Below are 22152 nucleotides of genomic sequence, written 5' to 3'. Positions count from 1 at the left end.
CCGCCCGTGACCCCTGTGCTGCGCGAGATGCGCTGGTGGGACATCGACCTGGTGCTGGGCCTGGAGAAGGACCTCTTCCCCGAGGACGCCTGGTCCCGTGGCATGTTCTGGTCCGAGCTGGCCCACTCGCGCGGGCCCGAGGCGACGCGGCACTACGTCGTCGCCGAGGACGGCGGACGGCTCGTGGGATACGCCGGACTCGCGTCCGCCGGGGACCTGGCCGACGTCCAGACCATCGCCGTCGCCCGGGACTACTGGGGGACGGGCCTCGGCGGCCGTCTCCTGACCGAGCTGCTGCGGGCCGCCACCGCCTTCGAGTGCGCCGAAGTGATGCTGGAGTGCCGCGTGGACAACGTCCGCGCGCAGAAGCTCTACGAGCGCTTCGGCTTCGAGGCCATCGGCTTCCGGCGCGGCTACTACCAGCCGGGGAACGTGGACGCCCTGGTGATGCGACTGACCACGAAATCCAACAGCGGCTCCGCCGCGGGTTCAACTGCCGTACAAGGAACCGAGATCAATGACTGACTCACGCGACGAGCCGCTCGTACTCGGCATCGAGACCTCCTGCGACGAGACCGGCGTCGGCATCGTCCGCGGCACCACCCTGCTCGCCGACGCCATCGCCTCCAGCGTCGACGAGCACGCCCGCTTCGGCGGCGTCGTGCCGGAGGTCGCCTCCCGGGCGCACCTGGAGGCGATGGTCCCGACGATCGACCGCGCGCTGAAGGAAGCGGGGGTCAGCGCGAGGGATCTGGACGGTATCGCCGTCACCGCCGGCCCGGGTCTCGCGGGCGCGTTGCTGGTGGGCGTCTCGGCGGCGAAGGCGTACGCCTACGCGCTGGGCAAGCCGCTCTACGGCGTCAACCACCTCGCCTCCCACATCTGCGTGGACCAGCTGGAGCACGGCGCGCTGCCGGAGCCGACGATGGCGCTGCTGGTGTCCGGCGGGCACAGCTCTCTGCTGCTGTCCTCGGACATCACCTCCGACGTCCGCCCGATGGGCGCGACCATCGACGACGCGGCGGGCGAGGCCTTCGACAAGATCGCCCGCGTGCTGAACCTGGGTTTCCCGGGCGGGCCGGTCATCGACCGGTACGCACGCGAGGGCGACCCGGCGGCGATCGCCTTCCCGCGCGGTCTGACCGGGCCGCGCGATCCGGCGTACGACTTCTCCTTCTCCGGCCTCAAGACGGCGGTCGCCCGTTGGATCGAGGCCAAGCGGGCCGCGGGCGAGGAGGTGCCGGTGCGGGATGTCGCGGCCTCATTCCAGGAGGCGGTCGTGGACGTGCTGACCCGCAAGGCCGTCCGTGCCTGCAAGGACGAGGGCGTCGACCACCTGATGATCGGCGGCGGCGTGGCGGCCAACTCCCGGCTGCGGGCGCTGGCCCAGGAGCGGTGCGAGGCGGCCGGGATCCGGCTGCGGGTGCCCCGGCCGAAGCTGTGCACGGACAACGGGGCGATGGTGGCGGCGCTGGGCGCGGAGATGGTGGCGCGCAACCGGCCCGCGTCCAGCTGGGATCTGTCGGCGGACTCTTCGCTGCCGGTGACGGATCCTCATGTGCCCGGGCACGACCATGTGCACGAGGTCAGCAAGGAGAACCTCTACTCGTGACGGTCGCGCTGATGTGGGAGGCGCGGGCGGTGCCCGGGCGGGGGGAGGAACTGCTTGCCTGGGCGCGGGCGCAGGAGCTCGACGCCGAGCCCCTGCGCCGTGAGACCTTCCGCGCTCCCCAGGACCGGGTGCTGGTGATCACGTGGTGGGACGCGGCCTACGACGCCGGGCTCCCCGAACTGCCCGAGCCGGACGCGGACTTGGTCACGCGGCCTGTGCACCGGTGGCGGTTCGAGTCGGTGGGCGTGAGCTGACCGAGAGCTCCCACGGCCTGCTCTCGACGTGGCCTCGCCACACGACCCTGCCGTGCCCGCGCTCCCAGTGGACGGCCACCGCGGCCTGTCCCAGCCAGTCCAGGGCCGACCCCAGCGGCAACAGGACGATCCACGGCTCCCACAACACGGACGCGGGCAGCGTGAGGATCAGGTACAGCACGAAGAGCCTCACGCTGAACGGCTGGTCGCGCAGGAAGCCGTTGGTGGGCAGGACCACGTCGGTGTCGTCGAGGGGGACAGCGGCCTCGAAGTGCCGCACGTCGCTGAACCCCTTGAGCCTGGTCGCCTTCAAGAGCGTCGACACCAGCAAGAGGGCGAACAGGATCGCGCCGAAGCGCAGCCCGTCGGTCTTCGGCGGCGAGAACCCGCGGACGAACCCCGCCACGGTCGCGGCGACGGCGCCGGCGGCGAGGATCGAAACGACGGCCCGCAACTGGTGGTGAACGTACCTGTCGATGGGATCCCCCTGGTGCTCTCGGCGCGGGGGTCACGCCACCCCGGACACCTCCGTTCCGCACCGCAGCAGCCGGTCGGGGCCGAGGACCCGGACAGGGCCCGTGAGGTTCAGCCGTGCCGTGTGGCGTACGTCCGCGCTGGACGCGGCCAAACGTAGTTCGAGGGCGCCCGGCTCGACCACCCTCCGGCCTGAACGGTCGGTGAACGCCGACAGATCCGTGTGGAAGCGGAAGGTCACCCGCGCTGCCTCGCCGGGCGCCAACTCCACCCGCTGGTAGCCGATCAGCCGCACGTCCGGCCGGGTCACGGAGGCCACCGGGTCGTGCAGGTACAGCTGGACCACCTCCGCGCCCGCGCGCTCGCCCGTGTTGCGGACGGTCACGGACACGTCGTACGACCCGTCCGTGCCGATCTCCGTCTCTCCCGAATCCACGGACTCCCAGGCGAACGACGTGTACGACCGCCCGTGCCCGAACGCGTACAGCGGCGTCGGATCCAGGTTGCTGGCCCCGCCCGCCAGCCCCAGCGGCGGCTGGAGATACGTCCACGGCTGGCCCCCGGGCACCCGCGGCACGCTCACCGGCAGCCGCCCCGACGGGTTGACCCGGCCCGACAGCACTCCCGCCACCGCCGGGCCGCCCTCCTCGCCCGGGAAGAACGCCTGGACCACCGCGGCCAGCCGCCCGTGCCAGCGGCCCAGCGCGTACGGGCGGCCGGTGAGCAGGACCAGCACCACCGGGACGCCGGTGGCCACGAGCGCGTCCAGCAGATCTCCCTGCACACCCGGCAGCCGGAGGTCCGTCACATCGCAGCCCTCGCCCGAGGTGCCCCGCCCGAAGAGCCCCGCCCGGTCGCCGAGCACCGCCAGGCACACGTCCGCCTCCGAGGCCCGTGCCACCGCCTCCTCGAAGCCCGCCGGGTCGGGGTCCGAGACGCCGCAGCCCTGCGCGAACGTCACCTTGGCGTCGGGGAGTTCGGCGCGCAGGGCCTCCAGGACCGTCGGGATCTCGATGCCCATCGGCACCTCGGGGTGGTGCGTGAGGACGTGGGACGGGAAGGAGTAGCAGCCCAGCATCGCCAGGGCGTCCGCCGCGCGCGGGCCCACGACCGCGATACGGGCGTCGGGGGGAAGGGGGAGGATGCCGTCGGGATTGTCCAGCAGGACCACCGACTCCTCGGCCACTCGGCGGGCCAGGGCGCGGTTCGCGGGGGAGTCCAGGTCGAGGGGTGCCGTTGCCGGCTCCGGGGTCCAGTCCTCGTCCAGGAGGCCCAGCTCGCACTTCTGGAGCAGGACCCGGCGGGCCGCGCGGTCCACCAGTTCCTCCGGGACCTCGCCCGCCCGGACGGCGTCCACCAGCGGTTTCCCGTAGCACTTCAGGGTCGGCAGTTCCACGTCGATGCCGGCCGCCAGCGCCGTGTGCGCCGCCTCGGCCGGTGAGCCCGCCACGCGGTGCAGGGTCTCCAGGAACGCGATGCCGAAGTAGTCGGCGACCACGGTGCCCGTGAAACCCCATTGCTCGCGCAGGAGTTCGGTCAGCAGCGCCGGGTCGGCGGAGGCCGGTACCCCGTCCGTCTCGTTGTACGCCGCCATCACCGAGCGCGCGCCCCCCTCGCGCAGCGCCATCTCGAACGGCGGCAGGGTGACGTCCGCGAACTCGCGGACGCCCGCGCGTACGGGCGCGAGGTTGCGGGCGCCCGCCGAGGACGCGTACCCGGCGAAGTGCTTGAGCGTCGCGACGACCCCGGCCGACTCCAGGCCCCGCACGTACGCCGCGCCGACCGTGCCGACCAGGTACGGGTCCTCGCCGACGGTCTCCTCCACCCGGCCCCAGCGCGGATCGCGTACGACGTCCAGGACGGGCGCCAGACCCTGGTGGACGCCGACCGAGCGCAGGTCCTCGCCGATGCGCCGGGCCATCTCCTCGATGAGCGGCGGGTCGAAGGAGGCCCCCCACGCCAGCGGCACCGGGTAGGCGGTGGCCTGCCAGGCCGTGAAGCCGGCCAGGCACTCCTCGTGGGCGACCGCGGGGATGCCGAAGCGGCCGGCGGCGGCGATACGGCGCTGGGCGCGGGCCAGTGCTCGCGCGCCCAGCGCCGGGTCCACGGGGGCGGTGCCGAAGGAGCGGGTGAGCTGGCCGAGGCCGAGGGTGATCAGCTCGGCCCATTCCTCGTCGGAGGAGCCGGCGGTCATGTCGTGCTGGTGCGGGGCGACTCCGTCACCGTCCGTGGCGGCGCCCACCCACACGCCGTACAGCTGGGCGGTCTTCTCCTGAAGGGTCATCCGGGAGAGGAGGTCGTCGACGCGGGCGGCGGCGGGCAGGGCGGGGTCGCGCCAGGGGGCGGTGGTCATGAAACTCCTGTCCGGGCGATGGCTGGAAACTCCTGTCGGGGCGGTGACGGGACGGCCTCTCGCGAATGTTTCGTTGTTCCCATCGAATGTTCCGGGAACCTAGGGGCGGTGAGAAGGGTTCGTCAAGAGGGCGCGCAGGGATACGATCGCCGCCATGAAGCCCCCGGAGCCCGCTGAAAGCCGGACGCCACCTGGTGAAAACCGGGAGACGCAGAGTGAAACCCGGACGACCTCCCCGTCGGCCGGGCGGTCCACGCAGACCGCGACGCTCGCCGAGATCGCCCGCGAGGCCGGCGTGTCCGCGCCGACTGTTTCGAAGGTCCTCAACGGACGAGCCGATGTCGCACCGGCCACCCGCAGCCGGGTCGAGGAACTGCTGCGCGCCCACGGCTACCGGCGGCGGCGGGCCGAGGCGAGCCGTTCACCCCTGATCGACCTGGTCTTCCACGAGCTGGAGAGCGCGTGGGCGATGGAGGTCATCCGGGGCGTGGAGAACGTCGCCCGGGACGCCGGGCTGAGCGTCGTGCTGAGCGAGAGCGCCGGCCGGCTCACCCCCGGCCGCACCTGGGCCGACCAGGTCGCCGCCCGGCGCCCGCACGGCGTGATCCTCGTGCTGTCCGGCCTCGACGAGTCCCAGCGCGCCCTGCTCACCAGCCGGTCGATCCCGTTCGTGGTGATGGACCCGGCGGGCGACCCGGGCGCCGACGTGCCGTCCATCGGGGCGACCAACTGGCAGGGCGGACTCGCCGCCACCCGGCACCTGGTCGAGCTGGGCCACCGCAGGATCGGCGCGATCACCGGACCGTCCCGGATGATGTGCAGCCGCGCCCGCATCGACGGCTACCGGGCCGCCCTGGAGACGGCCGGGCTCCCGGTCGGCCAGGACCTGGTCCGGCCCGGCGACTTCCACCACGAGACCGGCTACCGGCAGGGCCTTGAGCTGCTGCGCCGCCCGGACCGGCCGACCGCCGTCTTCGCCGGCAACGACCTCCAGGCGCTCGGGCTGTACGAGGCCGCGCGCGAGCTGGGGCTGCGGATTCCGGAGGATCTGAGCGTGGTCGGCTTCGACGATCTGCCGATCGCACGCTGGGTCGGGCCGCCGCTGACGACCGTACGGCAGCCGCTGACGGAGATGGCGGAGGCGGCGGCGAAGCTGGTCCTCGACCTCGCGCGGCAGGAGGGGACACCGGCCGCGACGCGGGTGGAGCTGGCGACGAGCCTGGTGGTGCGGAGCAGCACGGGGGCACCTCCGGCGGTTTAGCGGGAGAGGCGTGTTGCTGTATTGACGGGTGTTCCGTGGCGCCCCACACTGCACCGAAGCCAGTCGGTTCTTCAACCGAAACTTTCGGAGGCACCCGCCATGAGATCTCTGAGAACAGGCTTATCCCTCGGTTCCCTTCTCACCGGCATCGCGACTGTCGGAGCCCTTCTGCTCACGGCGCCCGCGGCGCACGCTGCCGACACCCCGCTGCGCGACCTCGCCGCCGCCAAGGGCAAGGTCATGGGTACGGCCGTCACCGGCTCCAAGCTCACCGGCACCTACGGCGACATCGCGGGCCGGGAGTTCAACGCGCTGACCCCCGGCAACGCCATGAAGTGGGGCTCGGTCGAGCCGACGCGCGGCAACTTCAACTGGGCCGAGGCCGACCAGATCGTCGCCTTCGCCGAGGCGCACGGACAGCAGGTGCGCGGCCACACCCTGGTCTGGCACAGCCAGAACCCGAGCTGGCTGACGAACGGCAGCTGGACGTCGGCCGAACTGAGCCAGCTGATGAACGACCACATCGCGCTGGAAGTCGGCCGCTACAAGGGCAGGCTCGCGACCTGGGACGTAGTGAACGAGCCGTTCAACGAGGACGGCACCTACCGGCAGACCCTCTGGTACAACGGCCTCGGCGCCGACTACATCGCCCAGGCCCTGACCGCGGCCCGCGCCGCCGACCCGAGCGCCAAGCTGTACATCAACGACTACAACGTCGAGGGCGTCAACGCGAAGAGCACCGCCCTGTACAACCTGGTCAAGTCGTTGAAGGAGCGCGGCGTCCCGATCGACGGCGTCGGTCTCCAGGCCCACCTGATCCTCGGCCAGGTGCCGTCCACCATGCAGCAGAACATCCAGCGGTTCGCCGACCTCGGCGTCGACGTGGCGATCACCGAGCTGGACATCCGAATGCAACTGCCCGCGGACAGCGCCGAGCTGACGCAGCAGGCCGCCGACTACAAGGCCGTCATGAACGCCTGCCTCGCGGTGTCCCGGTGCCACGGCGTCACCGTCTGGGGCTTCACCGACTCCGACTCCTGGATCCCGAGCACCTTCCCGGGGCAGGGCGCGGCGACGCCGTACGACGAGAACTACGCGCCGAAACCGGCGTACTACGCGATCGCCGAGTCGCTGGGCGGCGGCACGACCACGCCACCTCCCACGGACGCCTGCACGGCGACCTACAGCGTGCCCAGCCAGTGGAACACCGGCTTCACCGGGCAGGTCAGGATCGCCTGCTCGGGGGCGGCGCTGTCGTCCTGGAAGGTGAGCTGGACATTCGGCGCGGGGCAACGGCTCACGCAGGCCTGGAACGCGAGCTGTACACAGTCGGGGGCGACGGTCACCTGTTCCAACGCCTCGTACAACGGGACGGTTCCCGACGGCGGTTCGGTGACCTTCGGGTTCAACGGATCGTGGAGCGGGAGCAATCCGGTGCCGACGGTGACGCTGGGCTGAGAAGTCTGAGATTTTCCGAAGAAACCCGGTCTGACGTTCCTGGCCGTAATAATTCGGACTTACGTTCCTCCCTGTGAGTGGACGAGACGTGAACGGGGGCGACGGCAGACGCGCGGGCCGGCGGTCGAGGGTGCTGAAGACCGCCGGCCTCGTCCTCGCGGGCGCCCTGGTGCTGGGCGCGGGCTGCGCGGGCTGGGCCTACTGGCACCTGAACGGCAACATCAAGAGCGTCGACATCAACAACGCCCTCGGCGACAACCGCCCGGCGAAGTCGGTGACGACGCCGTCGGCCTCCGCCTCGGCGCCCGAGCTGCCGACCGAGGCGCTGAACATCCTGGTCCTGGGCTCGGACTCGCGCAGCGGCGACGAGAACCAGGCGTTGGGCGGCGGCAGCAGCACCGGCGCCCGCTCGGACACCGCGATGGTGGTGCACGTCGACGCGGGCCGGACCTCGGCCACGGTGGTGAGCATTCCGCGCGACACGCTGGTCACACGACCGTCCTGCCCGCTGTCGTCGGGCGGTTCGACGGAGGTGGCGTACAGCGTGATGTTCAACAGCGCGTACGCGGTGGGCGGGCCGGTGTGCGCGGTCAAGACGGTCGAGTCGCTCACGGACGTCCGCATGGACCACTACGTCGAGATCGACTTCTCGGGCTTCGCGAAGCTGGTGGACGCCCTCGGTGGCGTGACGGTGACGACGGACGAGGACATCGACGACGAGGACAGCCACCTGACGCTGGAAGCGGGCACCCACCACCTCGACGGCAAGACAGCCCTGGCCCTGGCGCGCACCCGGCACGGCATAGGCGACGGCAGCGACCTCGGCCGCATAGGCCTGCAGCAGAAGCTGGTGAAGGCGCTGCTGGAACAGATCTCCTCGACCGACCTCCTCACCGACCCCGCCAAGCTCTACAAGGTCGCCGACGCGGTGACGGGCAGCCTGACGACCGACACCGGCCTGGACTCGCTGAGCGAGCTGATGTCCCTCGGCGAGAGCCTGCGGGGCTTGTCGGCGGGCGAGGTGAGGACGGTGACGATGCCGGTGGTCACGGCGGCGTCGGACGCGAACCGGGTGGTGGCGGAGGAGCCGGAGGCGAGCGAGTTGTGGGAGTCGTTGCGGTAGGCGTCCATGACCTGTGAAGCAGGTCGGCCGGGGTGGGTCGGCTGAAGCGGGTCAGCGCCCCTTCCGCAGCAGCCCGTCCACCACGGCCTCCAGCTGCTCGGCGATGTCGTAACGCCCCTTGATCTCCTCCCAGTTCGCCGCCATCTCGGCCATACGCGGCAGCGCCACCGCGTCCTCCTCCGTGAGCAAGGCGGGGAAGAACGGCCGGCGTTCGGGGTCGGCGGCGCGGCGGACGTCGGCTCGCCGGAAGACCAGGGCGCCGTAGACGACGTACCAGATGGTGCGGTAGGCGTGCAGGGCCTGGGTGGGGGTCAGGCCGCAGGCGATGGCCGAGTCGATGATCTCCTCGGGCATCCACAGCGCGTCCTTGTCGGTGAGGTCGCCGAGGCTCAGTACGTCGATGACCCAGACCACCTCGCTGAGAATCGCGTGCATGTGGACGGCGGTCGTGAGGATGCGCTCGCGGGGGTCGGCGGGGAGTGGCGGGCGCGGGAACGTCGCCGCCATGCCCCGCAGGGTGAGCAGGAGCAACTCGTCCTTGTCGCGTACGTGGTTGTAGAGCGCCATCGGTGTGGCGCCGACCTCCTTCGCCACCCGGCGCATGCTGACCGCCTCGACGCCCTCCTCCTGGAGGAGCCGCCGGGCCGCGTCGACGATCTGCTCCGCCGCGATGCGGGGCGGACGGCCGCGTTTACGGCTCTGCGAGTTCGCTGTCTCTGCTGCCACGGGGGGCATTGTCTCGCGGGGGTGTCGGTCGATGGGCCGGAGTCGGGAGGCTCGCTGCGGCCCTGGCTAATTTATGTACGCGTATATTAATCTGCTGGCATGGTGGATACCGTCAACTCTCTGAAGCCGGGCGCCCGTTGGTTACTGCCGGTGCTGCTCACCGTGCAGTTCCTCGTCTCCCTCGACATGTCCGTCGTCAACGTCGCCCTCCCGGCCATCGGCACCGGCCTCGGCTTCGACGCCGGGGCGCTGGCCTGGGTCGTCAACGCCTACGCGCTCACCTTCGGCGGGCTGCTCATGCTCGGCGGGCGGCTCGCCGACGTCGCCGGCCGGCGGCGGGTGCTCGTGGTCGGCTTCGTCGTCTTCGGGCTCGCGAGCCTCGTCGGCGGACTCGCCCAGGCGCCGGGGCAGTTGGTCGCGGCCCGGGCGGTGCAGGGGGTGGGCGCGGCCCTGCTGTCGCCGGTCGCGCTCGCCCTGATCACCGTGAACTTCCCGGCGGGGGCGGCCCGTTCACGGGCGCTGGGGCTGTGGGGCGCCGCCGGTGCGGCCGGCGGGGCCGTCGGGGTGCTCGCCGGCGGGCTGCTCACCGACTGGTTCGGCTGGCGGGCGGTCATGCTGGTCAACGTGCCCGTCGTGGTCGCCGTACTGGCCGTCGTACGGCCCGGTGTGCCCGCCGATGACCGGCGGGCGAGCGGGAGCCGGCCGCGCCTCGACGCCCTCGGCGCGCTCCTCGTCACCGCCGGAACCTCGCTGCTCGTCCTCGGGCTCGTGCGGACCGAGACCCACGGCTGGACGGCCTGGCAGACCGGCGGGGTGCTGGGCGCCGGCGTCGTCCTGCTGGCGGTCTTCGCCCTGGTGGAGACCCGCGTACGGCAGCCGCTGCTCAGGCTCGGGCTCCTGACCCGGGGGCCGGTGCTCGCGGCGAACGTCTTCGCGCTGCTGATGTCGGCAGGCCAGTTCGCCGCCTTCTACTTCACCTCCCTCTACATGCAGCAGGTGCTGGGGTACGGCCCCACCGCCGCCGGGAGCGCCTTCCTGCCGTTCTGCGTCGGGGTCGTGGCCGGGTCGGTGATCGCCGCGCGCACGGTCGGGCGGGTCGGGGCCGGGGTGCTGCTGCTGGTCGGCGGGCTGCTCGGGGCGGCCGGGATCGCGTGGTTCGCGATGGCGGTGGCGGTGGACGGCGGGTTCCTGCTCTCCGTCCTCGGACCGTCGGCGGTCGCCTCGGTCGGCATCGGCATGTGCTTCGTACCGCTGGGCACGGCCGCCACGGAAGGGGTCGCGCCGGAGGAGACCGGGATGGCGTCCGGGCTGCTCAACAGCGCGCGGCAGGTCGGCGGGGCGGTGGGGCTCGGGGTGCTGGTGACGGTGGCGGCGAGTGCCGGCGGGGACGGGGCGGAGGGGGCCGAGGGGCTCGTCGACGGGTACGCGGCGGCGTACTGGGTGGCGGCGGGGCTGCTCGCCGTGGCCGCCCTGGCCGCCGGTGCGCTGCACGGGGTGGGGGCTCGGCCTGCGGAAACGCCCGCCGGAGAAAAAGATTCGAAGAATTCCGGCGAGCGTGTCGATCCGGATGTCTCCCGTTCGACGCAGGGGTGAGAGGCCGGGAATGAACCGGTCACCGAACCCTGAGGAGTCACCATGCCGCGTTACCTGTCCCTCGTCCGGATCGACGAGTCCACCGCGCCCGCCGAGGGCCCCAGCCCTGAGCTGATGCAGCGCATGGGGGAGCTGCTGGAGGAGATCACCAAGGCCGGCGTGATGCTCGACACGGCAGGGCTCACCCCGTCGGCGCAGGGCACCCGCGTGCACTGGGACGGCGCGAAGACGTCCGTCACCGACGGGCCCTTCACCGAGTCCAAGGAGGTCATCGGCGGCTACGCGATCATGCAGTGCAAGGACAAGGCCGAGGCGCTGGAGTGGGCCTCGCGGTTCCTGAAGGTCCACGGGGAGGAATGGCAGGTCACCTGCGAGGTGCGGGAGATCGCCGAGGGCTGACCTGCCCTCCTTGGATCCCTGGCCCCAGGCCCTGTCGTCAAATTCCCGCCTGCCCGGCGGCGTCTGGCACGCACTCCCCCACTCTCGACTTCGCTCGAGCGGGGGGACCCCCATGCCGCGTTGCCGAACCGCCCACGTGGCTCCTCCCCCACGCTCGAACCGAGCTTCGCTCGGCTCGCGCGGGGGCACCCCCATCGCCGCCGCCGGGCCCGCCCTTCGGGCGGGCGACGGGAATTTGACGACAGGGCCGACGGGTGTTGCATGGTGGGCTGTGACCCCGCAGCCCACCGCCGACCCGCGCGGCACCGTCGAAACCGTCTTCCGCATCGAGTCCCCGCGCATCATCGCCGGCGTCGCCCGCATCGTCCGCGACGTCGGCATCGCCGAGGAACTCGCCCAGGACGCACTCGTCGCCGCCCTGGAGCAGTGGCCCCGCGACGGCGTCCCCGACAACCCGGGCGCCTGGCTCATGGCCACCGCGCGGCACCGCGCCGTGGACCTGATCCGCCGCCGCGAGAGCTACGCCCGCAAGCTGGCGGAGATCGGGCGGGACCTGGAGACGACGGCCCCGCCCGAGGAGCCGGCCGACCCCGACGACATCGACGACGACCTGCTGAGGCTCGTCTTCACCGCCTGCCACCCGGTGCTGTCTCCCGAGGCCCGCATCGCCCTCACTCTCCGCCTCCTCGGCGGCCTGACGACGCCGGAGATCGCCCGGGCGTTCCTGGTCCCGGAGCCGACGATCGCCCAGCGCATCGTCCGCGCCAAGCGCACGCTCGCCACGAAGAACGTCGCCTTCGAGGTCCCGTACGGCCCCGACCGCGAGGCCCGCCTGGGCTCGGTCCTCGACGTCATCTACCTGGTCTTCAACGAGGGCTACGCCGCCACGGCCGGCGACGACTGGCTGCGCCCGGCCCTGTGCGAGGACGCGTTGCGGCTGGCCCGCGTGCTGTCGGGACTGATGCCGAAGGAGCCGGAGGTGCACGGTCTGACCGCCCTCCTGGAATTCCAGACGTCCCGCGCGGCAGCCCGCACAGGCCCGTCCGGCGAACCGATCCTCCTCAAGGACCAGAACCGCCGCCGCTGGAACCGCATGCTCATCGCGCGCGGCGTCCATGCGCTGGGCCGCGCCGATGCCGCCGCCACGGGTGCGCCGGGCCCGTACGCCCTCCAGGCCGCGATCGCCGCCTGCCACGCGCACGCGTACACGTACGAGGAGACGGACTGGAAGACCATCGCCACCCTGTACGGCCTGCTGTCCGCCCGGTCCCCTTCCCCCGTGGTCGAGTTGAACCGCGCGGTCGCCGTGTCGATGGCGGACGGCCCGGAACCCGCCCTGGAGATCGTCGACGCGATCGCCACCGAACCCGCCCTGCGGGACTACCACTTGCTGCCGAGCGTGCGCGGCGACCTGCTGCTGCGTCTCGGCCGTACGGCGGAGGCACGGGCGGAGTTCGAGCGGGCGGCGGGGCTCACGCGGAACGAGCGGGAGCGGGAGATGCTGCTGCGCCGGGCGAGCGAGGTCTCGTAGGGCGAACGGGAGCCCCGCCGTTCACGCACGACGCGGCTAGGCCGGCCGCCCGACCAGCATCGTCGGCGCCCCCGCCACCCGCGTCAGAAACACGGTCGCCGAGTGGGGCCCCTGAGGCTTGACCTTCTTCCGCAGCTCCTCCGGCTCGACGGCCGACCCGCGCTTCTTCACGGTCAGTGTGCCGACCTCCCGCTCGCGCAGCAGGGCCTTCAACTTCTTGACGTTGAAGGGGAGTTGGTCGGTGATCTCGTACGCCGTGGCATACGGCGTCGCGTGCAGCTCGTCCCCCGTGACGTACGCGATGGTCGCGTCGACCAGCCCGCCGTTCAGTTGGTCCGCCACCTCGGCGACCAGGTGCGCCCGGATGACGGCACCGTCGGGCTCGTACAAGTACCGCCCGACGGTCCGGACCTCGGGGTCGGGCAGCCCCCGGGAGAGCAGCGAACGCGGCCCCGGCAGCAGGGTGGCCCGGATCGCCCCGGGCTCCGTCCCGAACCACAGCACCGCTTCCTTCACATCCCCGCCGTCCGAGATCCACTCCGCCTCGGCCTCGCCCGGAACGGCCTCGTGCGGAATGCCGGGCGCGATCTTCAGGGCGGCGTGGGGGGCCTGGCCGGCGGCCTCGACGGCCCATGACAGCGGGGGCGAGTACGCCTCGGGGTCGAAGATCCTGCCGCGACCGCCCCGGCGGCCGGGGTCGACGAACACGGCGTCGTAGCCGGCCGTGTCCACCTCGGTGACGTCGGCCTCCCGCACCTCGATGAGGTCGGCGAGGCCGAGACCCTCCGCGTTGGCCCGCGCCGCCGCCACCGTCACCGGATCCCGGTCCACCGCCAGCACCCGGATCCCGGCCCGCGCCAACGCGATCGCGTCGCCCCCGATCCCGCAGCACAGGTCGGCGACCGACCCCACCCCCAGTTCCCTCATCCGCCCGGCCCGATACGTGGCGACACTCGCCCGCGTCGACTGCTCGACGCCGTTCGGGGTGAAGAACATCCGCCCCGCGTCCACCGCCCCGAACTTCGCCACCGCCCGCTGCCGCAGCCGTGCCTGCCCGAGCGCCGCCGACACCAGCTCGGCGGGGTGCTCGCGGCGCAGCCGGGTGGCGACGGCGAGTTCGTCGGCGGGGTCGGTGTCGCGTACGGCGTCGAGGAGGGCGCTGCCCTCGGGGGTGAGGAGGCGGGAGAAGGAGGCGAGGTCGTTCACCGGGTCATTGTCGGCCAGTCGGTGGATGGTCCGCCTCCGGCGGCGGTGTCGGCCGATCTTCGGGGCGGGTGCCTGCGAGGATCCGGCTCCATGCGAGTAGTACGACAAAATGACAAAAGTCGCCGCAATGGGGTAGCCGCGGGGTGTCGTCATGGGACGGCGGGGCGTGCGCGGATCCGCGGCGGAATCGCCGCACTCACCGTCGCCGCCATCGCCTCGGGGTGTGCACAGGGCGGGGGTGGCGGACAGGGCGGCGGAGGCGGAGGCGGACATGAGGCCGTACGCCCCACACCGAGCCGGCAGCCCCTCAAGGCGCCGCCCCCGGTGGAAACCCCGGACCCGAACGCCGAAGCCCCCCGGACCAAGAAGTTCCACTCCGCCCAGGCCGCCCACGCCGCCCGGGTCGCCGCCGCGAGGCGCTGGCGCCTGGCGCGAGTGCCGCTCACGCCCCCGCCGCCACCCACCAAAAAGCCGGAGATCACCACCCGCGACGGCTTCGAGGTCGACGGCCACGAGGAACTCGGCCTCCCGCCGGTCTTCACGACCGTCCCCACCAAGCAGCGGGTCGTCTTCCTCACCATCGACGACGGCGCCGAGAAGGACCCGGCGTTCCTGCGGATGATGAGCGAGCTGCAGGTGCCGTACACCGCTTTCCTCAGCGACTACCTGATCAAGGAGGACTACGGCTACTTCAAACGGATGCAGCACGGCGGCGTGGTCCTGAACAACCACACCCTCCACCACCCCTACCTCCCGGCCCTCTCCTACTACCGCCAAAGGCATGAGATCTGCGGCATGCAGGAGGTGATCGAGAAGCGCTACGGCAAGCGCCCGCTGCTCTTCCGCCCGCCCTTCGGCAACTACAACAGGAACACCCTGCGCGCCGCGAAGTCCTGCGGCATCGAGTACGTCCCCCTGTGGAACGAGGAGGTCTTCGTCGACCACTGGGACTACCGCGAGTGGGACCGGAAGATCCGCCCGGGTGACATCGTCCTCAGCCACTTCCGGGGCAGGGACGACTGGAAGGGCACAATGCCCGACATGATCCGCCGATTCCTGAACAAAGTGACGGCCGAGGGGTACGCGGTGGCCCGGCTGGAGGACTACCTGTGAGGCGGGCGCCGGCATCGGTGCCGGCGCCCGAGCCGGGGGCTCTCACGCCCGTACGCGCCCTCACGGTCGTACGCGTTCCGGCGGCGCTGCGTGCGCTGGCAGCCGTCGCCCTGACAGCCGCCGTGCTCACCGGTTGCGCCCGGCCGGCCGGGTCGGTCGAGCCCGGCGGGCGCCCGGGAGAGAGGGCGGCACAAGAGGCGCGTTCGGCGAAGGGCCCGACGACCACAGCCCAGCCGTACCGCCGATGGGGCCTCACCGCCCCGCTGCCCGCACCCCCGTCCCCACCCGCCCGGCGTCATTGGTTGCCCGGGGGTGATCGGCCGTCCGCGGGCGGTCTGCTGCCCGTCGTGGACCGCATCCGCACCCGCGACCAAGTCGTGTTCCTCACCTACGACGACGGCGCCGAGAAGGACCCCCGCTTCGTCGACATGGTCCGCGAGCTACGGCTGCCCGTCAGCATGTTCCTCACGGACAGCGTGGTCGGCCCGGGCTACGGCCACTTCGCGCGCCTGCGCTCGGTGGGCGCGTCGATACAGAACCACACCCTCGACCACGCCGCCCTGCGCGGCCTGCCGTACGCCGGCCAGCGCGCCGAGATCTGCGGCCAGCAGAACAAACTCCGCGCCCGCTTCGGCATCCGGCCCCAGCTCTTCCGACCGCCCTACGGCACGTACGACACCACCACGCTCCGCGCGGCAGCCGACTGCGGCGTGCGGGCGGTGGTGCTGTGGCGGGCGGCGATGGAGGGCGACGGCGAGCTGACGTACGCGGAGGGCCCGGCCCGGCTGCGCCCCGGCGACATCGTCTCCGTCCCTTCGGGCGAACCGACCGGCCTGAGCCTGAGGGAGCGGACGACGAGGCTGCTGCGGGAGATCCAGGGACAGGGACTGACGGTGGGCCGGCTGGAGGACTACGTCTGACGGTGGGCCGTTCGGAGGATTACGTCCGACAGGACTTCTCGACGCCGGCCCGCATCATTCAGCCCGTCCGGCGTTCGAGGACGAGGCCCGTTCAGGGCCGAAGGGGGGGCTGGGGGCGGCAGCCCCAAGGGGCGGCCACGCAACGCCGGTCACCCGAAACCCGGCTCAGCCAGCGCAGCGAATTAGCAGTCCGCTTGACCGAGTGCTAATCACGGTCATAGTCTCGGCTCTGGCACTCCCCACTGGAGAGTGCCAACTACGCGACGGGCAGGTCCGGCACCCGCGACGACGGATCCACCTGGTCGCCACCTCAGACAGTTAACCCCGTGAGATCTCCGAAGGGGGAGGTCGGATCGTGACGACCACCAGCTCCAAGGTTGCCATCAAGCCGCTCGAGGACCGCATCGTGGTCCAGCCGCTCGACGCCGAGCAGACCACCGCCTCTGGCCTGGTCATCCCGGACACCGCCAAGGAGAAGCCCCAGGAGGGCGTCGTCCTGGCCGTGGGCCCGGGCCGCTTCGAGAACGGCGAGCGTCTGCCGCTCGACGTCAAGACCGGCGACATCGTGCTGTACAGCAAGTACGGCGGCACCGAGGTGAAGTACAACGGCGAGGAGTACCTCGTCCTCTCGGCTCGCGACGTGCTCGCGATCATCGAGAAGTAGGGGGGTCTGGGGGTTACCCCCCAGATAACCCGTCACCTCAAGCACTTTTGCTTGTGAGCTGCGCCCCGGGCCCCCGCGACCTTATGAAGCCGGGCGTCAGGGGCGCAGTTCGTTTCACCCACGTTTTCCGAGAGGGCTGAACCGCTCCCATGGCGAAGATCCTGAAGTTCGACGAGGACGCCCGTCGCGCCCTCGAGCGCGGCGTCAACAAGCTGGCCGACACGGTCAAGGTGACGATCGGCCCCAAGGGCCGCAACGTCGTCATCGACAAGAAGTTCGGCGCGCCCACCATCACCAACGACGGCGTCACCATCGCCCGCGAGGTCGAGGTCGAGGACCCCTACGAGAACCTCGGCGCCCAGCTGGTGAAGGAGGTGGCGACCAAGACCAACGACATCGCGGGTGACGGTACGACCACCGCCACCGTGCTCGCCCAGGCGCTGGTGCGCGAGGGCCTGAAGAACGTCGCCGCCGGTGCCTCCCCGGCCGCCCTGAAGAAGGGCATCGACGCGGCCGTCGCCGCGGTCTCCGAGGAGCTCCTCGCGACCGCCCGCCCGATCGACGAGAAGTCCGACATCGCCGCCGTCGCCGGTCTGTCCGCCCAGGACACGCAGGTCGGCGAGCTCATCGCCGAGGCGATGGACAAGGTCGGCAAGGACGGTGTCATCACCGTCGAGGAGTCCAACACCTTCGGTCTGGAGCTGGACTTCACCGAGGGCATGGCCTTCGACAAGGGCTACCTGTCGCCGTACTTCGTGACGGACCAGGAGCGCATGGAGGCCGTCCTGGAGGACCCGTACATCCTCATCAACCAGGGCAAGATCTCCTCCATCGCGGACCTGCTGCCGCTGCTGGAGAAGGTCATCCAGGCGGGTGCCTCCAAGCCGCTGCTGATCATCGCCGAGGACGTCGAGGGCGAGGCCCTGTCGACCCTGGTCGTCAACAAGATCCGCGGCACCTTCAACGCGGTCGCCGTCAAGGCCCCGGGCTTCGGTGACCGCCGCAAGGCGATGCTGCAGGACATGGCGGTCCTCACCGGCGCCACGGTCATCTCCGAGGAGGTCGGCCTCAAGCTCGACCAGGTCGGCCTGGAGGTGCTGGGCTCCGCCCGCCGCGTCACGGTCACCAAGGACGACACGACCCTCGTCGACGGCGCCGGCAACTCCGAGGACGTCCAGGGCCGCGTCGCCCAGATCAAGGCCGAGATCGAGAACACCGACTCCGACTGGGACCGCGAGAAGCTCCAGGAGCGCCTCGCGAAGCTGGCCGGCGGCGTGTGCGTGATCAAGGTCGGCGCCGCCACCGAGGTGGAGCTGAAGGAGAAGAAGCACCGTCTGGAGGACGCCATCTCCGCGACCCGCGCCGCGGTCGAGGAGGGCATCGTCTCCGGTGGTGGCTCCGCGCTCGTCCACGCCGCGAAGGTCCTCGAGGGCGGCCTCGGCAAGACCGGCGACGAGGCCACGGGTGTCGCCGTCGTCCGCCGCGCGGTCGTCGAGCCGCTGCGCTGGATCGCCGAGAACGCCGGCCTGGAGGGCTACGTCATCACCTCCAAGGTCGCCGAGCTCGACAAGGGCCAGGGCTTCAACGCCGCCACCGGCGAGTACGGCGACCTGGTCAAGGCCGGCGTCATCGACCCGGTCAAGGTCACCCGCTCCGCCCTGGAGAACGCCGCCTCCATCGCCTCCCTCCTCCTCACGACCGAGACCCTGGTCGTCGAGAAGAAGGAAGAGGAGGAGCCGGCCGCCGCTGGTCACGGCCACGGCCACGCCCACTGAGGCACGCACCGCCTGAAGAAGCCCCCCGCTGCTGTGCAGCGGGGGGCTTCTCCCTTCGCGGGCGTCACTGACCGAGTACCCCCAACTGCTCCAGCAGTCCCGCCCGGTCGTAGAGCCAGTGGCCCTCGCAGATCTTGCCGTCCCGGAACCGCTGCCAGGTCATGCCCTGCATGCTCACGTCCTGTCCGGTCGCCGGAATCCCCAGGAACTCGCCCTTGTGCCGCGCGGTCCAGGTCCACCGCGTGCACACCTGGTCGCCCTGGGCCAGCTGATCGTCGATCCGGAACGTGAAGTCGAAGGCGGCACGCCACCCCGCGTACTGCTCGCGGATTCCCTCGACCCCCTGCAAGGGCTGCGGATACGACGGATCGTGATCCACGTAGTCGTCCGTGAGGTGCTCGCCGATCCGCTGCGGCTCCATCCTGCCCATGGCCTTGAAGAAGGCCTGCGCGGCCAGGACGTTCAGCTGCTCGTCCCGCACGACATCGAGATCGGTGAACGTCGGCGTCTCGTCACAGAGCGCGACCATCTCCTGGAAGATCCGATCGGTCTCCGGAAGATTGGAGTTCCGCATCGCCTCCTCGTACGAGGCGAACTCCACGATCTCGATGAAGTGTGACGCGTCCGACCGGTCCTTCCCGATGATGTCGTGCGTCGCCGTCCGCTTCCCCTTGGTCTGCTCGACCCACCTGTCCATCAGCCGGTTCATCTCGTCGAAGCGGCTGGTCCTGCAGTCGATGAGCTGTACGAAGGTCATGACGTCATCGCCTCCCGGCCCCCCTGGGCGCGACCGAACAGCACCATTCTCCCCGCCGGAGGGGCACTGTGCCTCTCGGCTCGGCATCACGACGCGATGCGCCCGTTCGGCGGGAGGCAGCGGCCGGCGACCGCGGGCGGGACATGGAGGCGCGCCCTGTCGGAACTGGTCGCCAAAGACACCGAGTTGAGCGAACCGGCGGCCCATCCGGCAGGAAATACGGCCCTCGACGCCGCGTGCCGTCGGCCACGTCGAGGGACGCGGCCGGCCGGCCTGCGTTCCAGCCCCGCGCCTCCGCCGTGCCCTGGAGTCCGTGGAGTCCGTGGAGCCGACTCGCGGCCGGACCCTCCTGTCGCGGGCCGCGCGGCGCACGAGCCTCCCACCGGTCCCGCCCGCCCTGGTCCGCGTCGAGCCCCGCACCATCCCGCTGGTCGTCGACTTCCCGCACCGCCCGGCGGACGGTCCCGCGCCTACTGCGGCCCGTACTTCCGCCCCGTCTTCGAACTGATCCCCCCGAGCAACCCCCGAGGCACCAGCTTCGTCGCGCCCATCAGCACCTTGTAGCGAGGATCCGGAATGGACAGGGACTTCCCCCGCGCCAGATCCTCCAGCGCCGCGGCCGCCACCTTGTCCGCGTCCAGCCACATCCACCCCGGAATGTTGTCCGTCCCCATCCCCGCCCGCTGATGGAACTCCGTCCGCACGAACCCCGGGCACAGCGCCATCAGCCGCACCCCGCTCCCGGCCAAGTCCCGCGCCGCCCCCTGCGTGAACTGCACGACCCACGCCTTGGACGCGCCGTACGTCCCGCGCGGTACGAAGGCCGCGACCGACGCGACGTTGACGACACCCCCGCGCCCCCGCTCCCGCATCGCCGCCGATGCCGCCGAGGTCAGCCGCAGCACCGCCTCGCAGTGCACCTTGAGCATCATCAGCTCGTCGGCCATGGAGACATCGAGATAGCGGCCCTTGTGGCCGAAGCCGGCGTTGTTGATCAGCAGGTCGACGGGGTTCCTGCGGTCGCCGAGGCGGGCGGCGACGGCCTCGATGCCGGTGTCCTGCGCCAGGTCGGCCGTCAGCACCTCCGCCTCGATGCCGTGCCGGTCGTGCAGCTCCGTCGCCTGCTCCCGCAGCCGTTTGGTGTCCCGGGCCACCAGGACGAGGTCATGCCCGTCGGCCGCCAGGCGCCGCGCGAACGCGGCGCCGATGCCCGCGGTCGATCCCGTAATCAATGCCGTTGTCATGGAGCAAGATTAGTGACCTGGACTGCGCGCTTCCGCTCCCTTGCTCAGCCATGCTGGTGCCCCGAGTGACCGACTGACCCGCGTCCCCCCGACGGCGCTCCCACCCGCTGCCCCTCCTCCACCACCACGAACTGGCCCATCATCCCCTCGTCCTCGTGATACAGCAGATGGCAGTGGTACATGTACGGCGTGTCCGGATCCGCCGGCCCGGTGAAGCGCAGCGCCAGCTTCATGGTCGTCCCGTTGGGCAGGAACACCGTGTCCTTCGGCCCGCGCAGCGCCGGGGGCGGTGCCTCGCCGTTCACCTCCAGCACCCGGAACTGGACGTCGTGCACATGGAAGTTGTGCGGCATGCCGTTGCCGTTGCGGACCGTCCACACCTCCGTCGTCCCGCGCGTGACCGTCTCGTCGACGCGGCTCATGTCCATCGACCGCCCGTTGATACCGGACCGCTTCAGGTCGAAGTGCCTGCCCCGGACCGCATCCGTGCCGTCGGGTGTCTCCGACTCGCCCAGCGCGGCGGGCATCTCGGGCGAGGGCCGCAGCTCTCGGGCCGCCCGCAGCTCCAGGACATCGAAGGAGTCGTCGCCCCCGCCGAACCTTCGCTGCCAGCTGTCCCCGTAGTTGTCCTGCGCAAAACTGCGCAGCATCACGTGCTCGCCCGCCCGCATCCGTACGACGATCTCGGCTCGCTCGCCCGGCGACAGCTGCACACGGTCCAGGGACACGGGCCGCTCCAGCAGACCTCCGTCCGTCGCTATCAGCGAGAAGGCGCGGCCGTCCGGGAACCCGAAGGCGTACGTGCGTGCCGTCGAGGCGTTGAGCAGCCGCAGCCGTATGAGCTCGTCGCCGACCTCCCGGTAGGGACGCAGCGTGCCGTTGACCATCGTCCGGTCGCCGAGGAAGCCGACGTTCTGCATGATCCCGCGGTCGCCGTCGAGCTTCGCGCCGTCGAAGCGCACGTCCTGCACGATGACGGGCAGGTCGTCGACGCCGTACCGCTTCGGCAGGGCGAGCTTCGTGGACCGCTCGTCGTCGAGGATGAACATGCCGGCCAGGCCCTTCCGCACATGCCGTTCGGTCGCGCCGTGCGGGTGCGGGTGGTACCAGAGCGTCGCGGCGGGCTGGTCCACGGTCCAGTGGGGAGTCCATGTGCCGCCGGCGGCGATCATCTGGTGCGGGCCGCCGTCCATCCGCGCGGGCAGGTGCATGCCGTGCCAGTGCACGCCGGACGCCTCGTCGAGCCCGTTCGTTATGCGTACGCGGACCTTCTCACCGCGGGCCGCGCGGAGCGTCGGGCCGAGGTAGGAGCCGTTGAAGCCCCAGGTCGGGGTCTTCAGGCCGGCCTCGAACTCCGTTTCGCCCGCGCGCATGTGCAGGTCGAAGACGCGGGTGCCGTCCTTGTCGACGGACGACTCGGCCAGGGGCGGTATCGCCAGCGCGTTGTCGAACGACGCCTTGCCGACCGTGCTCACGTCGGCGCCGGTCCACAGCCAGGCGAACAGGCCGCCGACCGCCGTCACGAGGACCGTGACGACGGAGCCGAGAACGAGGAGGACGCGCTTGAAGCGAGACATGCTTCGAGCGTCCTCGACCGCCGCCCGCCGAACATCCGGGTCGTCCCCCGGACCACCCCGAGTCAACCCCCGTCGCTCGTACGGGGTTTCCCCCTAGGAGCCGTGCCGCGCC

The 22152-nt window shown here is 71.4% G+C and carries 20 protein-coding genes; 13 read left to right on the top strand and 7 right to left on the bottom strand.

The features are described 5' to 3' along the window. Positions 1-27: 27 nt before the first annotated feature. From rimI to QQM39_RS16760, 3 genes are read left to right on the top strand one after another with little or no spacing between them, the layout of a single operon-like run. Entirely contained in the window at positions 28-525 is a 498-nt protein-coding gene (gene rimI, locus QQM39_RS16770; protein WP_302003611.1) for a ribosomal protein S18-alanine N-acetyltransferase, read from the top strand. Beyond that, a complete protein-coding gene (gene tsaD, locus QQM39_RS16765; protein ID WP_301997629.1) occupies positions 518-1612 on the top strand; it encodes a tRNA (adenosine(37)-N6)-threonylcarbamoyltransferase complex transferase subunit TsaD in 1095 nt (364 codons plus the stop codon). The genes rimI and tsaD overlap by 8 nt, the downstream gene beginning before the upstream one ends. Then, positions 1609-1866: a hypothetical protein gene (locus QQM39_RS16760; RefSeq protein WP_301997628.1), complete on the top strand. Its 258-nt coding sequence runs from the start codon at positions 1609-1611 to the stop codon at positions 1864-1866. Before tsaD ends, QQM39_RS16760 begins: the two co-directional genes overlap by 4 nt. Here the strand turns inward: QQM39_RS16760 and QQM39_RS16755 are convergent. Both QQM39_RS16755 and QQM39_RS16750 read right to left on the bottom strand, forming a co-directional pair. Further along, positions 1817-2320: a hypothetical protein gene (locus QQM39_RS16755; RefSeq protein ID WP_301997627.1), complete on the bottom strand. Its 504-nt coding sequence runs from the start codon at positions 2318-2320 to the stop codon at positions 1817-1819. The two genes, QQM39_RS16760 and QQM39_RS16755, sit on opposite strands and share 50 nt — an antisense overlap. A 54-nt stretch (positions 2321-2374) precedes the next feature. Next, positions 2375-4693: a glycoside hydrolase family 3 N-terminal domain-containing protein gene (locus QQM39_RS16750; protein WP_301997625.1), complete on the bottom strand. Its 2319-nt coding sequence runs from the start codon at positions 4691-4693 to the stop codon at positions 2375-2377. A gap of 154 nt (positions 4694-4847) precedes the next feature. Between QQM39_RS16750 and QQM39_RS16745 the strand changes: the two genes are divergently transcribed. The 3 genes from QQM39_RS16745 (at position 4848) to QQM39_RS16735 (ending at position 8535) form a co-directional block, all read left to right on the top strand. After that, entirely contained in the window at positions 4848-5954 is a 1107-nt protein-coding gene (locus QQM39_RS16745) for a LacI family DNA-binding transcriptional regulator (RefSeq protein WP_301997624.1), read from the top strand. Between the two features lie 99 nt (positions 5955-6053). Continuing rightward, positions 6054-7412: an endo-1,4-beta-xylanase gene (locus QQM39_RS16740; protein ID WP_301997622.1), complete on the top strand. Its 1359-nt coding sequence runs from the start codon at positions 6054-6056 to the stop codon at positions 7410-7412. Between the two features lie 73 nt (positions 7413-7485). Next, on the top strand, positions 7486-8535 hold the full coding sequence (locus QQM39_RS16735; RefSeq protein ID WP_301997621.1) for an LCP family protein: 1050 nt from the start codon (positions 7486-7488) through the stop codon (positions 8533-8535). Between the two features lie 51 nt (positions 8536-8586). On the opposite strand, the gene QQM39_RS16730 is transcribed toward QQM39_RS16735, so the two are convergent. After that, positions 8587-9261 (bottom strand): TetR/AcrR family transcriptional regulator, encoded by a 675-nt coding sequence (locus QQM39_RS16730; RefSeq protein WP_301997620.1) that lies wholly within the window; start codon positions 9259-9261, stop codon positions 8587-8589. A gap of 99 nt (positions 9262-9360) precedes the next feature. Between QQM39_RS16730 and QQM39_RS16725 the strand changes: the two genes are divergently transcribed. The 3 genes from QQM39_RS16725 to QQM39_RS16715 all read left to right on the top strand — a co-directional run bounded on the left by QQM39_RS16725 (position 9361) and on the right by QQM39_RS16715 (position 12784). After that, positions 9361-10854: an MFS transporter gene (locus tag QQM39_RS16725; protein WP_301997618.1), complete on the top strand. Its 1494-nt coding sequence runs from the start codon at positions 9361-9363 to the stop codon at positions 10852-10854. A gap of 42 nt (positions 10855-10896) precedes the next feature. Then, the gene (locus QQM39_RS16720; RefSeq protein ID WP_126394316.1) at positions 10897-11253 is read left to right on the top strand and encodes a YciI family protein; all 357 of its coding nucleotides are present in this window, start codon (positions 10897-10899) and stop codon (positions 11251-11253) included. Between the two features lie 271 nt (positions 11254-11524). Beyond that, a complete protein-coding gene (locus tag QQM39_RS16715; protein ID WP_301997616.1) occupies positions 11525-12784 on the top strand; it encodes an RNA polymerase sigma factor in 1260 nt (419 codons plus the stop codon). A gap of 36 nt (positions 12785-12820) precedes the next feature. Here QQM39_RS16715 and QQM39_RS16710 read toward each other — a convergent pair whose 3' ends face one another. After that, positions 12821-13990: a methyltransferase domain-containing protein gene (locus QQM39_RS16710; RefSeq protein WP_301997615.1), complete on the bottom strand. Its 1170-nt coding sequence runs from the start codon at positions 13988-13990 to the stop codon at positions 12821-12823. Positions 13991-14080: 90 nt separating this feature from the next. On the opposite strand from QQM39_RS16710, the gene QQM39_RS16705 reads away from it, so the two are divergent. The 4 genes from QQM39_RS16705 to groL all read left to right on the top strand — a co-directional run bounded on the left by QQM39_RS16705 (position 14081) and on the right by groL (position 18462). Beyond that, positions 14081-15103: a polysaccharide deacetylase family protein gene (locus QQM39_RS16705; RefSeq protein WP_301997614.1), complete on the top strand. Its 1023-nt coding sequence runs from the start codon at positions 14081-14083 to the stop codon at positions 15101-15103. A gap of 86 nt (positions 15104-15189) precedes the next feature. After that, a complete protein-coding gene (locus QQM39_RS16700; RefSeq protein ID WP_302003610.1) occupies positions 15190-16023 on the top strand; it encodes a polysaccharide deacetylase family protein in 834 nt (277 codons plus the stop codon). Between the two features lie 355 nt (positions 16024-16378). Continuing rightward, a complete protein-coding gene (gene groES, locus QQM39_RS16695; RefSeq protein ID WP_003998759.1) occupies positions 16379-16687 on the top strand; it encodes a co-chaperone GroES in 309 nt (102 codons plus the stop codon). Positions 16688-16836: 149 nt separating this feature from the next. After that, complete coding sequence (gene groL, locus QQM39_RS16690) at positions 16837-18462, top strand: chaperonin GroEL (protein WP_301997613.1); 1626 nt, start codon at positions 16837-16839, stop codon at positions 18460-18462. A gap of 64 nt (positions 18463-18526) precedes the next feature. Here groL and QQM39_RS16685 read toward each other — a convergent pair whose 3' ends face one another. The 3 genes from QQM39_RS16685 to QQM39_RS16675 all read right to left on the bottom strand — a co-directional run bounded on the left by QQM39_RS16685 (position 18527) and on the right by QQM39_RS16675 (position 22040). Next, on the bottom strand, positions 18527-19219 hold the full coding sequence (locus QQM39_RS16685) for an ester cyclase (RefSeq protein WP_301997611.1): 693 nt from the start codon (positions 19217-19219) through the stop codon (positions 18527-18529). A gap of 470 nt (positions 19220-19689) precedes the next feature. Next, positions 19690-20463, bottom strand: a complete 774-nt coding sequence (locus tag QQM39_RS16680) for an SDR family oxidoreductase (protein WP_301997609.1) — start codon at positions 20461-20463, stop codon at positions 19690-19692. A 44-nt stretch (positions 20464-20507) separates the two neighbouring features. Continuing rightward, entirely contained in the window at positions 20508-22040 is a 1533-nt protein-coding gene (locus tag QQM39_RS16675) for a multicopper oxidase family protein (RefSeq protein WP_301997608.1), read from the bottom strand. Between the last annotated feature and the right edge of the window lie 112 nt (positions 22041-22152).

The organism is Streptomyces sp. DT2A-34, assembly GCF_030499515.1.
Lineage (GTDB): Bacteria > Actinomycetota > Actinomycetes > Streptomycetales > Streptomycetaceae > Streptomyces.
Note: the sequence above shows the minus strand (reverse complement) of the source record. Positions and strands in the feature narration are given on the sequence as shown.

What these genes read in the sequence shown, in the direction of transcription:
- QQM39_RS16680 (WP_301997609.1), bottom strand. Translation starts at nt 20,463, where the DNA reads ATGACAACGGCATTGATTACGGGATCGACCGCGGGCATCGGCGCCGCG.
- rimI (WP_302003611.1), top strand. Translation starts at nt 28, where the DNA reads ATGCGCTGGTGGGACATCGACCTGGTGCTGGGCCTGGAGAAGGACCTC.
- QQM39_RS16745 (WP_301997624.1), top strand. Translation starts at nt 4,848, where the DNA reads ATGAAGCCCCCGGAGCCCGCTGAAAGCCGGACGCCACCTGGTGAAAAC.
- groL (WP_301997613.1), top strand. Translation starts at nt 16,837, where the DNA reads ATGGCGAAGATCCTGAAGTTCGACGAGGACGCCCGTCGCGCCCTCGAG.
- QQM39_RS16675 (WP_301997608.1), bottom strand. Translation starts at nt 22,040, where the DNA reads ATGTCTCGCTTCAAGCGCGTCCTCCTCGTTCTCGGCTCCGTCGTCACG.
- QQM39_RS16740 (WP_301997622.1), top strand. Translation starts at nt 6,054, where the DNA reads ATGAGATCTCTGAGAACAGGCTTATCCCTCGGTTCCCTTCTCACCGGC.
- QQM39_RS16750 (WP_301997625.1), bottom strand. Translation starts at nt 4,693, where the DNA reads ATGACCACCGCCCCCTGGCGCGACCCCGCCCTGCCCGCCGCCGCCCGC.
- QQM39_RS16685 (WP_301997611.1), bottom strand. Translation starts at nt 19,219, where the DNA reads ATGACCTTCGTACAGCTCATCGACTGCAGGACCAGCCGCTTCGACGAG.
- QQM39_RS16720 (WP_126394316.1), top strand. Translation starts at nt 10,897, where the DNA reads ATGCCGCGTTACCTGTCCCTCGTCCGGATCGACGAGTCCACCGCGCCC.
- QQM39_RS16725 (WP_301997618.1), top strand. Translation starts at nt 9,361, where the DNA reads ATGGTGGATACCGTCAACTCTCTGAAGCCGGGCGCCCGTTGGTTACTG.
- tsaD (WP_301997629.1), top strand. Translation starts at nt 518, where the DNA reads ATGACTGACTCACGCGACGAGCCGCTCGTACTCGGCATCGAGACCTCC.
- QQM39_RS16705 (WP_301997614.1), top strand. Translation starts at nt 14,081, where the DNA reads ATGCGAGTAGTACGACAAAATGACAAAAGTCGCCGCAATGGGGTAGCC.